This is a genomic window from Paenibacillus sp. VTT E-133291 (assembly GCF_002264395.1).
Taxonomy (GTDB): domain Bacteria; phylum Bacillota; class Bacilli; order Paenibacillales; family Paenibacillaceae; genus Paenibacillus_AQ; species Paenibacillus_AQ nitricinens.
Genome location: NZ_NFVA01000137.1, coordinates 1 through 11,524, shown reverse-complemented (window position 1 = coordinate 11,524; position 11,524 = coordinate 1). Strand labels below are relative to the sequence as shown.

At 39.6% G+C, this 11,524-nt stretch carries 15 protein-coding genes; 5 read left to right on the top strand and 10 right to left on the bottom strand.

Annotation, left to right across the window (positions count from 1 at the left end):
* Positions 1 to 440: 440 nt before the first annotated feature.
* The gene (locus CA598_RS29710) at positions 441 to 689 is read right to left on the bottom strand and encodes a DUF3951 domain-containing protein (protein WP_256990704.1); all 249 of its coding nucleotides are present in this window, start codon (positions 687 to 689) and stop codon (positions 441 to 443) included.
* 115 nt (positions 690 to 804) lie between these two features.
* The gene (locus CA598_RS29705) at positions 805 to 996 is read right to left on the bottom strand and encodes a hypothetical protein (RefSeq protein ID WP_094878803.1); all 192 of its coding nucleotides are present in this window, start codon (positions 994 to 996) and stop codon (positions 805 to 807) included.
* A 569-nt stretch (positions 997 to 1,565) separates the two neighbouring features.
* On the opposite strand from CA598_RS29705, the gene CA598_RS29700 reads away from it, so the two are divergent.
* The 4 genes from CA598_RS29700 to CA598_RS29685 all read left to right on the top strand — a co-directional run bounded on the left by CA598_RS29700 (position 1,566) and on the right by CA598_RS29685 (position 5,937).
* Positions 1,566 to 2,528: a helix-turn-helix transcriptional regulator gene (locus CA598_RS29700; RefSeq protein WP_094878802.1), complete on the top strand. Its 963-nt coding sequence runs from the start codon at positions 1,566 to 1,568 to the stop codon at positions 2,526 to 2,528.
* Positions 2,529 to 2,641: 113 nt separating this feature from the next.
* Positions 2,642 to 3,268, top strand: coding sequence for a type 1 glutamine amidotransferase family protein (locus CA598_RS29695; RefSeq protein ID WP_094878801.1), 627 nt, complete (start codon positions 2,642 to 2,644; stop codon positions 3,266 to 3,268).
* A gap of 479 nt (positions 3,269 to 3,747) precedes the next feature.
* Entirely contained in the window at positions 3,748 to 5,079 is a 1,332-nt protein-coding gene (locus tag CA598_RS29690; RefSeq protein WP_094878800.1) for a serine hydrolase domain-containing protein, read from the top strand.
* Between the two features lie 237 nt (positions 5,080 to 5,316).
* Entirely contained in the window at positions 5,317 to 5,937 is a 621-nt protein-coding gene (locus CA598_RS29685) for a restriction endonuclease (protein WP_094878804.1), read from the top strand.
* 230 nt (positions 5,938 to 6,167) lie between these two features.
* Here CA598_RS29685 and CA598_RS29680 read toward each other — a convergent pair whose 3' ends face one another.
* The 8 genes from CA598_RS29680 to CA598_RS29650 all read right to left on the bottom strand — a co-directional run bounded on the left by CA598_RS29680 (position 6,168) and on the right by CA598_RS29650 (position 11,178).
* The gene (locus CA598_RS29680; RefSeq protein WP_094874637.1) at positions 6,168 to 6,692 is read right to left on the bottom strand and encodes a hypothetical protein; all 525 of its coding nucleotides are present in this window, start codon (positions 6,690 to 6,692) and stop codon (positions 6,168 to 6,170) included.
* Positions 6,693 to 7,095: 403 nt separating this feature from the next.
* Positions 7,096 to 7,443 (bottom strand): hypothetical protein, encoded by a 348-nt coding sequence (locus tag CA598_RS29675; protein ID WP_094874636.1) that lies wholly within the window; start codon positions 7,441 to 7,443, stop codon positions 7,096 to 7,098.
* A 280-nt stretch (positions 7,444 to 7,723) separates the two neighbouring features.
* Positions 7,724 to 8,713 carry a hypothetical protein gene (locus CA598_RS29670; RefSeq protein ID WP_094878799.1) on the bottom strand — a complete coding sequence of 330 codons (990 nt, stop codon included), beginning with the start codon at positions 8,711 to 8,713 and terminating at the stop codon, positions 7,724 to 7,726.
* Entirely contained in the window at positions 8,710 to 9,204 is a 495-nt protein-coding gene (locus tag CA598_RS29665; protein ID WP_094878798.1) for an RNA polymerase sigma factor, read from the bottom strand. The genes CA598_RS29670 and CA598_RS29665 overlap by 4 nt, the downstream gene beginning before the upstream one ends.
* Positions 9,205 to 9,380: 176 nt before the next feature.
* Positions 9,381 to 9,713 carry a hypothetical protein gene (locus tag CA598_RS29660; protein ID WP_094878797.1) on the bottom strand — a complete coding sequence of 111 codons (333 nt, stop codon included), beginning with the start codon at positions 9,711 to 9,713 and terminating at the stop codon, positions 9,381 to 9,383.
* A gap of 369 nt (positions 9,714 to 10,082) precedes the next feature.
* The gene (locus tag CA598_RS32485) at positions 10,083 to 10,244 is read right to left on the bottom strand and encodes a hypothetical protein (protein ID WP_170880221.1); all 162 of its coding nucleotides are present in this window, start codon (positions 10,242 to 10,244) and stop codon (positions 10,083 to 10,085) included.
* A 74-nt stretch (positions 10,245 to 10,318) separates the two neighbouring features.
* Entirely contained in the window at positions 10,319 to 10,852 is a 534-nt protein-coding gene (locus tag CA598_RS29655) for an ImmA/IrrE family metallo-endopeptidase (protein WP_094874642.1), read from the bottom strand.
* 149 nt (positions 10,853 to 11,001) lie between these two features.
* The gene (locus tag CA598_RS29650) at positions 11,002 to 11,178 is read right to left on the bottom strand and encodes a YjfB family protein (protein WP_094874632.1); all 177 of its coding nucleotides are present in this window, start codon (positions 11,176 to 11,178) and stop codon (positions 11,002 to 11,004) included.
* Between the two features lie 149 nt (positions 11,179 to 11,327).
* Between CA598_RS29650 and CA598_RS32480 the strand changes: the two genes are divergently transcribed.
* Positions 11,328 to 11,477 carry a hypothetical protein gene (locus CA598_RS32480; protein ID WP_179281775.1) on the top strand — a complete coding sequence of 50 codons (150 nt, stop codon included), beginning with the start codon at positions 11,328 to 11,330 and terminating at the stop codon, positions 11,475 to 11,477.
* Positions 11,478 to 11,524: the final 47 nt, after the last annotated feature.

The window sequence follows — 11,524 nt, the reverse complement described above, 5'->3', positions numbered from 1 at the left end:
CCACTTATCAAAAACCCTTACTTTGTAAGGTTTTTTTGCTGTCTGTAGGATTAGTGATATAAAGAAAATAGGATGGGGAAAGGCCGGGATTTTAAGTTTGCTAACGAATTTGCTAACGAGAATGATTTATCCACAGGTTCGAGTTGTTTTTCAGCATATTTTTGCAGTTCCGCTTCTATTTGTCAACGGCTTCTTCTTGCATGATCGGGAGAAGGTGTGAATATCGTTCGTTGAACATCGCTGGAGTCATACCCAGTCGCCAGTCGTTCCGCAGCTACTTTTGGATTTATTCCGATCGCCAACTAGAATAATGGATGTGTATGTCGCTGTCGCTGATGGTGGAATCTAATTTTTTTGACTCTTGCTTTTTGCACAAGTACAGTCGGTTCACTAGCAGGAGGTTAAAACTGAGTTGCTACGCAGTCGACGCATATTGCGCATTAGGGAAGCGAAGTTCGTTTTGATAACGAAATGATGTTTTTGTCCTTATCATCACCATGGTCTGCATTCTCTTCTATTTCTTTTTTCTCATCGTGAAACTCAAATTGAGAATGGGCCGTGATGTAGTCAAATGGAGTGTAATTATTACTTGGTAATTTTCTTGTAAGTAATATCTTGACAATGATGATTCCTAATGAGAAATAGAAAATGGCTCCTATTCCAAACAACATAAATTGTACTAAGTTCATTGTTAACACCGCCTTTGTTTGATTTTATGATTAAATGTTAATATTTACAATATTTAGGTTTGTGAGGAATAATCATTCGACTGAGATTTGATGCTAAAGGGGCAGTTTATAAGGTTCAAAATTTATCGGGATTTTTAATTCTAATTGAGGCTACTTCTCCGCACTTTTTACAAAATGTATATATAACCGGGGAGCCAAAAGAAAAAGTTTTACCGATCGGGATTACTCTAGCATCTACAGCGTTCACTTCACCTTTAGTAAAGGTAGTACTTCCACAAGTTTTACAATTTAAGTTTTCTTGATTCATAATAACCATCCTCCATAAAGAATTTTACATTTAATACGGTTAGTTCCAATTATAGTTCCAGTAGTAAATATACCAATCTATTAAGGGGTGAGAGGTATGGATCGGGCGTGATAGTTTTCGAAATCGCGTGGAACTCATGAGAGAGTTTGGCAGTATATTTTCTAGGATAATGGTTACTGCAACCGTGAGTGTTCGATAGGTGGACTGCTGCAGCTGCGAGGCAAGGAGTTGAAAGGGAAGGATGCGGTGAAGCAAATCATCTATGTGGTCGTAATGAACCGGAAACATCTAGCCGAACAAGCAAGCGGTCACACTTTTTGGCTAACGGGCATCATAGTTTAAGATCATACTCGGTGAACTGTATCACAAGTTGTGGTAAGCAGAAAGTTGAGTTGAGAGTAAAAGCAGCAATGATAAAAATTGCAGATTGTTGTTTAAGTTACGGGAGTCGACACACATTAAATGCTACTTGAGGATTGAAAGACTGAAAGATTGATGAATAAAGGGATGCAGGCGATTCGCAAAGCTAATAATTTAGAGAGATCCTAATAAAAGATGAGGTATATGTGATGCCAAAAAACGATAATATGCTGGCAATCCTATGGATGCTGAATTCGGGCGTTAAAATGACCGCAAAACAAATATCCGAAAAGCTAGAAATAAATATAAGGACAGTCTATCGGTATATTGATGCGCTAGGTGCCAGTGGAGTGCCTATAATATCCGACACTGGTCATAATGGCGGGTATAGCTTGCTGAATAATTTTATCAGAGCACCTCTGCTATTTGATATTGAAGAAAAAAAAGCACTTCTTCATGCTGCTGTTTTTGCAAAAGAAGCCGGATACCCTTTGAGTGAGGCATTAGGTAATGCGACATCCAAATTGAAAATGTATTCGAATCAGGAACAGGAAAGTGTTCTCAGCCGTCATTTAGCCGGATTTGAAGTTATAAACCGTATGGGAGACCCTTCTATTCAGCCAGTATTGGTGGAATTGGAGCAAGCTGTAGCAAACGAATTCTCTGTAGAAATTGATTATCGCACAGGCCGTGATGATCAACACAAGACTAGGGTGATAGATCCCTATGGAATGGTTTACTGGAACAATAAATGGTATATTGTTGCATTCTGCCACCTGAGAAATGAGATCCGCAGCTTTCGGATAGAACGGATTTTACAAATCAAGCGTACTCAAAACATATTTAAGCGTTCCGAAGCTTTTTTGGCTCGGGAATTTTTTTTGCAAAATCTATTACCTGATTTAGTCGGCAAGGACGGGTTAATTGCTTTAATTATCGAAGGTAGGTCAGAGGCGTTGGATGACTTATGCCTGCATTGGTTTTTGGGGCATCATCTGAAAGAGCGTACATCAAATCAAGCAATTTTTTTACTTGAGGAAACATCAATTCATACCTATGTTCCTTCATTTCTCTTATCCTACGGGAAATCCATTCAAGTAATTGAACCACAGAGTTTGAAGGGAAAACTTGTTGTTCTTGTGTCGGAGTTAATGGAATATTATCAACTTTAATAGCTTCACTGACAGGGGATGTCAGTGAAGCTATTTTATAATGATGATAATCATTGATTACCGATGGATGGTTGGTATCACTTGATGAATTGTAAAATAAGGAGAACTTGCAAATGAATAATAAGGTATATCTTTATGTGTTTGACACAATGGCAGACTGGGAAATAGGCTACTTAACTGCCGAACTGAACTCGGGAAGATATTATAAAAAGGGGCTGGCCCCATCAAAAATAGTTACCGTGGGAATTGATAAGACTCCAGTAACTACAATGGGCGGACTTACAATACTGCCTGACATCAAATTGGATGAGTGCAGCATTGAAAGATCAGATCTATTGATTTTACCCGGTGGAGATACATGGACAGAAACCATTCACCACCCCCTCTTAAAAATTGCTGAGAGGTGTTTAAGGGAAGGTATATGGGTTGCAGCGATTTGTGGTGCTACAATGGGGCTTGCCCAGACAGGATTGCTGAATTCACGTGGGCATACAAGCAATGATCTGGAATACCTTAAAATGATCTGTCCCACTTATACAGGAGAAAAGTATTACAAAATGGAGTCTGCTGTAACTGATGGAAAACTGATCACAGCATCTGGAATAGCTCCGTTGGAATTTTCTGCACACATCTTGAAAGCTTTGGATGTGTTTTCTCCAAAAACATTAGACGCCTGGTATAGCCTTAATAAGACTAATGACTCTAAATATTACTATGAGTTGATGAATTCAACACAATGAAGGTATCAGCATTTAAGGAGGAGTAAAAATGACTGAAAACATAAAAGATATGGGAGTGTCAGGTAAATATATAGAATGGAACACCCAAAGACTTTACATCTATTACACCATTTAGAACAGTGTGTTGTATATGGATATGGATATGGATATGGACAAGATGCCACATGAGTAACAATGTGACTTAAAATATTCGTTCCACAGGAATTCTAACGGAGTACGATAATTAAGCATAAAGGGTTCCACATATTAGTCATGACTAATATGTGGAACCCTTTATTATATCTGACTTTCCTAAAATCTAGGTCTTGATAAACAAGGGAAAAAGGTACTAGACTGTCGAGGACACTAAGCTAAGGGGCAGGATACATAAATAAGTATAATCATTCTCTACCAAAAAAAAGCATTGGCATTATGGTAAAATAAACCTATTACTAAAGGGAATTTAACAGTTTGATGCCGAATATTTGGGGGAGGTTAAATTGATTAATGATCAGAATATAGGAAGTTTGTTACATGAAATGCTAGCAGATTTCGTGGAAAATGAACAGTTTCCAGGCTTAGCAGTCGGAATAGTGAGGGACAACCAGATTTTATTTACTGGTGAATATGGAACAGCGAATCTATCGACAGGTGATCCCCTTATCAGGAGTACCTTATTTCACCAAGCCTCAGTTTCTAAAACCTTCGTTGCTACAGCCATCATGCAATTAGTTGAGCGTGGCAAAGTAGATCTAGATTCACCGATAACCCATTATCTACCGTATTTTAAGATGGAGGACGAGCGATTTCGCATTCTTTCAATAAGGCAGCTTATGAGCCATACCTCGGGGATGCCGGATGAAGAAGATTACGGATGGGACCGTCCGGAATATGATGAGCAAAGTCTTGAAAGATATGTAAAAGGTGTTTATCGTCACAAGTTATTGAGCGAGCCTGGCGATAACTTTGCCTATAGTAATATCGGATATGAAATTTTGGGAGACATGATCGCAAAAGTTAGCGGAATGAGCTTCGAGGAATATATGAAAAATAACATTCTTACACCAATTGGAATGCGGTCCAGTTCCTTTCTGAAACTGGAAATTGAAACTCATCTAGCTGCACCTCATGTTTTGGGTACTTCCAATGGTTATGGTGGCTATGTTAGTGATGTGTTTCCGTACAACAGGGCACATGGCCCCAGTTCAACCTTATATACTAATGCTGAAGATATGTGCCAATATCTGCTAATGCATCAAAACCGCGGAACTGCAGGGAATCGCTATCAATTATTACAATCCAGCAGCTATGATGAAATGTGGAAGCCACATACAACAACTAGTTACGGTCAAGAAAATGCACAGATTGGATTAGGCTGGTTTCTGGGAGAATATAAGGGTTTGCGCATCATCTCGCATTCAGGATGGGATACCGGGTTTTTGAGCAATCTGTTCCTTCTTCCCGATGAAAACATTGCGGTTTCTATTATGACCAATTGCGACTATGTTTGGCTGGGGAGCGCACTCTATCCAATTCTTGATCTATTGCTTGGTTCGAACATTACCCACATCAAGCGATCTATTGCTCAAAAAGTTGCAGCTTTAGCTGTATCTAATGGAGTAGACAATGCGATGGAAGAATATCACCGCATCATGAGGATGGAACAAGATAAACACTATTTAATGGAATTTGAATTTATACGAATCACTGAAACATTAACGTGGAGTGGCCATAAGAAAGACGCCTTCCGAATTCTGAATTGTGCCTCTGCAATATTTCCTGATAGTATCTCAATTTCTAGTAGGTTACAGGAATTTCAGGCAATGTTGTAGTTGGTTAACAACAAAAGCTCAAATTCATTTGGTGTTCGGATCGTTCAACTAACGGGAATTGTTAGTTCAATAAACCAACAGTAGTCTAGGACTTTTTCTTACCGGTAATATATACATAATGTTCCAAATAATTTATATTAAGGTTATAGGGTTTGGAAGTAATGGCATTGCAATTTGGAAGAACCTCGCCGGCATTGGCGAGGTTCTTATATTAATGGGGGTTGCTGGTTGACAAAAATGATAATTTTGTTGGTTATTCTTGCTATCATTACTGCTGTTTTTGTATTCAAAGTTTTATCAAGGAAGAAGAGCTGTCCTTCCCAAAGTATAGTAATTGATCCACTTAAGATTACGATCCAAGAAATAGACCAAATGGAAGACGGAACTGGCTTTATAGAATATCTGTATCGTTTATTTTTGGCCATGGGTTATAGTGATACATATAAAACGAGAAGAGGCAGAGATTTTGGATCTGACTTGGTGTTTACAGACGGGGAGGGGGTTCGAAATGTCGTTCAGGCAAAGCGTTATTCCTATCCAGTAGGGTTAAGAGCTGTTCAAGAGGTCTATAGTTCCATGAGATATTACAAGGCAAAGAAGTCCATGGTAATATCCTCAAATCAATATACCTCTGCGTGTGAAGAGCTTGCTAGTTATAACGCCGTAAGATTACATAGTAGAAGTGACCTTATAGAAATTATAAACTTTTTCAAGTCAGGGCAGATTGATAAAGCAAAGGATATCCTTGAGTCTGAGCCCAGGATTATACTGGAGTCATGGGATAATTACATGAATAGCAATAAAGTAATTAAGAAGGACTTCAAAGTTGAAAAACGATGGGTGCGAAGAAATAGATAGTTCTGAGTACAAGGAGTTTTTATAATGATGAACAATGAAGATTTTCAATACAGAAATACATGAAGCGGAGAAAATGAGATCAGGTAATTTAATACATAGGAGTACTGTAATGAAGAAAATCTTCAAAGAAGTTTGGCATAATCGTATATAAAAAATCCCCGTCAACCTTAACGGGGGATCTTTTATATATGATTAATTTAGTACTGAAATTAAGTTCAGTGAAATGTTCATTATATTTTCCCTTCATTATGCAGTACATTCAGGTAATATTCATAATGAGGATTGCCCAGTTCACAATATTCATTTGGAATACCCTTTAATATAATTAAATCATTCAGAATTTTTTGAGACAGACCTTGCATAGTAAATGAAGATATAGAGTTGTTATCTACACTTTCTAGTACAATATTGATTCGTCTTCCTTCTTGTATATCTTTCCACATAAGTTCACTTTCAGAATTTTCTGACGATCCTCTATTATCGTTAACCAAACTATTAAGATATAAGATCATTTCAGACAAATCCTGTTTCTCATCCGGGGTGTAAATTGAATAAAGTAATGTTGTGTCCACTATTTTATAGCACTTAGCAATGTGGTCGTACTTTGCGTCTGGATCATTTTGTAGATTTTTAAAATCATTTTTACTTAGTTCAATTGCATTGTAATTTTTTTGAAGTAACTGTCCTGCTTGGTCTAAGGTGTACTTTGATGGTAGACCAGATACTTTGAAATTCTTATCTAATTGTTTTAGCATTATATCTCCTTAAAAGAAAGAATGTCCTCCAGCTCTATTATGCGTATGATAATGGGCGTAGTAAAAACTACCTGGAAGCTGACCGTAAGTTACCTCTGGACCTAGGTGTATTACCACCACCCGCCAATCTCGCAGCCGCATCTGCTTCTTTTTTATTAAAAATGATTTAACGAGCCTCAAAGGAGAGTAGGGTTGAAATAATAGACTTAATAATATATATTTTTGTCCTTTGTTGCTCAAATCTTCTGAAGGAGTAGATTTGCAATAGTTCCAGTGATACGAGCAGTAGTAAAAGGTGATCGTTCCTTTTTTTGAGTCCTGTTATCATAGCAAAATTGAATATGTAAAAAAGCCATCATAGGATTAACCTACAACGGCGGCCCCTTTACACTATGTACTTTCACTAAAAACAATTCTTCAAAAAAGCTTTGTAAATTTTTTCGTCTATCTCTATTAAACTCTTCTTTCCATCCTTGAACTGAACTGCAATGATATGAACGCCTTTGCTCTTAGCTGAAAGGCCAGCGAGCAAACCAACAGGTCCTAGTAGAAATCCCCCCACTAATCCTCTTCCCACAGCACTCACAGCACTTTTGGAATGAGTTTCGTCCATAATCTCATAATCCTCTACAGTGTTTTTGTCTATTGTGATTGTTTTTAAAAAACCAGTGTGCAAATTTACAATTCCAAGAGTAGACATTATTACTTTACCTTCATAGTCACCAGCTATCACTTTATTTTTTGCACCCATCTAATCACTCCTTCTTAAACATATATAATCGACAAAATCATTCTACTACACAAAATTTTTGGCGATATATGGATTTTTATATAGAACCTGATATTCTGGCATGGTGCAATGCAAACCATACAGCTAACACAAAAAGGCGCTGCTGCAAAGCCATGAAATGGTTTTGCAACAGCGTCTCTTTTTTTGTATCTAGCTAGACTTCTCTAATGGGTATAGCGTCCGGAAAGTTGTCACAAATCGTTGTCGCAATCGCTGTACTCTCGGTTTTCGACCATCATCCTTATGGTTTCATACTATCCCATAGCTGCTGGAATGCCCCGGACTCGACTTCGAAGAATACAGGTGCCTGGCCGTAATGTACTAGCCCTTGACCAAACAGCGTCAGCTCTACCCGGGCGTTGTCTTCCAGCTGGAGATAGAGAACCTTGCGGTCTTCGCTGTCGTAGATGCCTTGCGCGATAAGAGGCTCTGCTGCCAGCGGTTTGGCTGCTTGGAGTGCCTTCAAGAAGCCATTAAGCGCCTCGTCGTCAGCGAGCGGTGTGTACTGCTGCTGTCCGTTGTTCCAACTGTCGAAGCTTTCCCATTGTACGGAAGTAATTCGGCCTTCAATATTTAGCTTGCCAAATAGATCAGCGCCGCTGTTTACAGTGATCCCGTTTGTATGCTCATATAGTTCGGCGAATACCTCGCCGTTGATTTCCGAATAGGACATAATCAAGAAATCGGAATCATAGCCCTTTACGGAATAGATATCCGTTTCTCCGATGTTAGAAGCTAACTCAATATATTTGTCTTTACCGCTCCATTCATCGATGCCACCTGTAGTACGACCAAGCTTGTCACCGCGCAGAGCGGCAGCATCAGCTGCGTTGATTCGAGTCGCAGACTGTGTATAAATGTTATCTTTATATACGACTAGAGCGATCATATCTGCCATAACGCCAGATTTGGTATCCGGAAGTTCCAGCTTGGGAATGACAATGCCTCCGGACGCATTTGTGCCAGAATTGTCTGGTTGCTTTGGACCTGGAGTTACCTGAGCGATTTGCCCCTGAGTACTCTGGTTATTTAACTGCTGCCATATATTAGGTGCAGCTAAGCCGATCCCGGCGGCGAGGATGATACTTGCCGCGATATAAACCGTCTTGCGCGGACGCTTCCGCTCCTGCTGTTGCTCCAGTTTGTCGATCAATTCTTTTTTCATCTCTTCACTTGGTTTCATAGAATCCACCGCTTTCTTGTATAATGTTCGAAACTGATCTTCTTTCATTGTGATTCCACTCCTTCCAGCTCCAGTTTTAACAGTTGCCGTCCCCGCTGAAGTCTCATCTTTACGGCAGACTGACTAATCTGCAGAATTTTGCTGATTTCCTGGATGGGATAGTCCTCGTAATAATAAAGATGGATTACGGTTTTATACTTCATAGGCATCCCCATAACTAACTGCAGCAGAGACAAATCCTCGGGGGTGGCTAATGAAATCGGCTCAGCATTTTCCAGTTTGACCTCGCGCTTGCGCCAGCCTCTGCCTAGTAATGTTTTACAATGATTGGTGATTACCCGGATCAGCCATGCTTTCTGATGTTCAGCGTCTTTGAACTTTGGTGCTTTTTCTATCAGTTTGATGAAGGTATCCTGAGTGGCTTCTTCGGCATCTTGGCGGCTGCCTAAATGGACCAAAGCAATCCGGAACAGCATATCTGCGTAGATTTCGTAACTCTTTATCACATGATTTCCCGGCCGGGTCATGGATCGTTGCATGATTCTATGCCCCCTTTACCTTTAACACCATTTAGGACGGCATTTGGTCACATTATGTTCCTGAGAGAATTTGTTAGCGTCTAGATCAAGGGTTAGAATCAAAAAAAAGGCGCGATAGCCCAGCAGCCATATCATGACTGCTGGGGCTATCGCACCTTTATAATAGAAGTTCCCCTTTAGGGGAGGGTCTCCTCACTATGTTTATATGTATATTTTGGATCAAACCCTTTTACAAGAGCCATGCTATATTGATAAATCCGATCCTTCTCTTTTCGATAAAAGTATCTTGCGTTAGGTTCATCTGCAAAAATCACCGTTGTACTTACGACGGGAGCCTTACTAATCTGGGTATGTACTTTATAAAAATCTTCATTCTTATAATCTCTCGTGGCTACCAAATAATGAATCACTTCATTGTCCATATGATTTCGGAAGGCCTGAAGCGCTAAAGAAGCGACTCCATATACAATAACGAAGGTAATAAGAATTATTTTTGTTCTTTTCTTCATTAATTCCCTCCATTTAGCTAAAATGTATATATTATAAGATAATATATTGTGACTGGTATGTCATATCTATTGTATCTTGTAATTTACACATTAGAAGGGAGGAAGAAAATGATGCAACAAGAAGAAAAGAGAATCATGCTAGTCCCAAGCTACCAGGTCTCCGAATTTTATGGTTTATTATTTGGGGAGTTGTGGGTATGTTCCTCATTCTAACTCTTATTGGTGTGATTCAGTTTGTATCCGCCTAATAGAGTTTTATTACAAATAAGGCAGCAAATTTCCCGCCGATAGTTAAACCCGCGTAGGTAAAGAATTGCCTGGGTATACTATACTTGCTGCCTTTTTATTATGAACTTACACAAATCAGCTTCAGTCGTCTTTGGGTTCTTGCAATAAAATGGAGAAGGTTCCCGTTTCATGATCCACTTCAATCGACTCGATCCCAACAAAATCCGGAATTTCGGGGTGCACTGCATCTACGTTATAATCTGGATGAGTCATCAATAATTCAATTACTTTAATGGCTTCCATATCGATCCCCCTTGCGAGAAATTCCACCATAATAATGGTCCTTCATTGCGACTCCCTTATTATCTCCGCAGTCATTATTGAATATGTGTTAATCGTTCTTCGTTTCTTCCCATCACGGCCAATAATTGCCCCTGAAAAACACGTCTTTGAATTTGATCAATCCGCTGTAAAGCCAGCTCGTTTGGTACTTGAAATTCTGCTGCAAGATAGCTGATTGCATCTTCCCGTTGCTCAGGCAACGTCATGCGGGAGATCATGGAGTAGGGCATAGCTGCATAAAGAATAAATCGCTCAGATTCATCCTCCTGTGCCCGCGTGAAATGTTCTGGCATCAATATTTGATCCGTACCATGGCGGAGCAGGTGACAGAGCTCATGGAGAAACTCTAGCCGCTGCAGACTGGCTGGAAGCCGGTTGTCAATAAACATGGTGTACATCCCCGCTGATGCTTCGATGCTCTTGCTTCTTACATCCAAATAATGAACCCAAATATTAAGCCGTTCTGCAATATAAGCAATCGAAATTTGCGAAGGCTGAGTAAGGTTCAGACGCTTGTATAAATCTTCCGTCCACTTCTCCAGCGCAGTCATTTGATAATAGGATTTCATGTTATTCACATCGTTCACCTCATTCAGAATCGATTATAGGATCGTATGTTCGTATAATAAGACAAAAGAAAAGCCCAAGGGGCTATGTAGGGTAAAAATATAAGGACACATAAGAACGAGTGTTCTTGTGTGTCCTTAGCATAATGCAATTAAACACTAATATCAAGTGTTTTTCCTAAATTCGGAGCAACGCTTTTGCCCAGCATTTCCACCATCGTCTGACTCTGGGTTTCAGCCTGATTTTTGGCAATATTCATGACTTGTATTCCTACATTTTGAGCTAAGGATGCCTGGCTCATTGCTACTGATAACGCGGCTATATCCATATTGCACCTCCTTTGTGTATATCCTGTTTATCGACTGCACCTACCTAATTCATTAGGTGAATAGCATTTGTTTGCCAATTCGCCCAAACGGCTTATCTCCTTTTTACATATCTTGTGCTGTAGTCATTAATCATTAGGAGGAATTGAAAATGGGATTTGAACATGGTTGTGGATGTAACGTAGGTCCGGTAGTAAGCCCAGCAGCAGTAGGTCCGGTGTGTAGCCCTTGGACTTCAACAGGAGCTATTCTGGTACTCTTCATCTTGCTGGTTATCATCACTAAAGCTTGCTTATTCTAAGCTAGCTGATGCACATTGTAGCCCCATCCGGTATACCGGATGGGGCT

Excerpts from the sequence above, each read along its gene's own strand:
- CA598_RS29710 (WP_256990704.1), bottom strand. The coding sequence starts at position 689 with ATGAACTTAGTACAATTTATGTTGTTTGGAATAGGAGCCATTTTCTAT.
- CA598_RS29705 (WP_094878803.1), bottom strand. The coding sequence starts at position 996 with ATGAATCAAGAAAACTTAAATTGTAAAACTTGTGGAAGTACTACCTTT.
- CA598_RS29700 (WP_094878802.1), top strand. The coding sequence starts at position 1,566 with ATGCCAAAAAACGATAATATGCTGGCAATCCTATGGATGCTGAATTCG.
- CA598_RS29695 (WP_094878801.1), top strand. The coding sequence starts at position 2,642 with ATGAATAATAAGGTATATCTTTATGTGTTTGACACAATGGCAGACTGG.
- CA598_RS29685 (WP_094878804.1), top strand. The coding sequence starts at position 5,317 with ATGATAATTTTGTTGGTTATTCTTGCTATCATTACTGCTGTTTTTGTA.
- CA598_RS29680 (WP_094874637.1), bottom strand. The coding sequence starts at position 6,692 with ATGCTAAAACAATTAGATAAGAATTTCAAAGTATCTGGTCTACCATCA.
- CA598_RS29675 (WP_094874636.1), bottom strand. The coding sequence starts at position 7,443 with ATGGGTGCAAAAAATAAAGTGATAGCTGGTGACTATGAAGGTAAAGTA.
- CA598_RS29670 (WP_094878799.1), bottom strand. The coding sequence starts at position 8,713 with ATGAAAGAAGATCAGTTTCGAACATTATACAAGAAAGCGGTGGATTCT.
- CA598_RS29665 (WP_094878798.1), bottom strand. The coding sequence starts at position 9,204 with ATGCAACGATCCATGACCCGGCCGGGAAATCATGTGATAAAGAGTTAC.
- CA598_RS29660 (WP_094878797.1), bottom strand. The coding sequence starts at position 9,713 with ATGAAGAAAAGAACAAAAATAATTCTTATTACCTTCGTTATTGTATAT.
- CA598_RS32485 (WP_170880221.1), bottom strand. The coding sequence starts at position 10,244 with ATGGAAGCCATTAAAGTAATTGAATTATTGATGACTCATCCAGATTAT.
- CA598_RS29655 (WP_094874642.1), bottom strand. The coding sequence starts at position 10,852 with ATGAAATCCTATTATCAAATGACTGCGCTGGAGAAGTGGACGGAAGAT.
- CA598_RS29650 (WP_094874632.1), bottom strand. The coding sequence starts at position 11,178 with ATGGATATAGCCGCGTTATCAGTAGCAATGAGCCAGGCATCCTTAGCT.
- CA598_RS32480 (WP_179281775.1), top strand. The coding sequence starts at position 11,328 with ATGGGATTTGAACATGGTTGTGGATGTAACGTAGGTCCGGTAGTAAGC.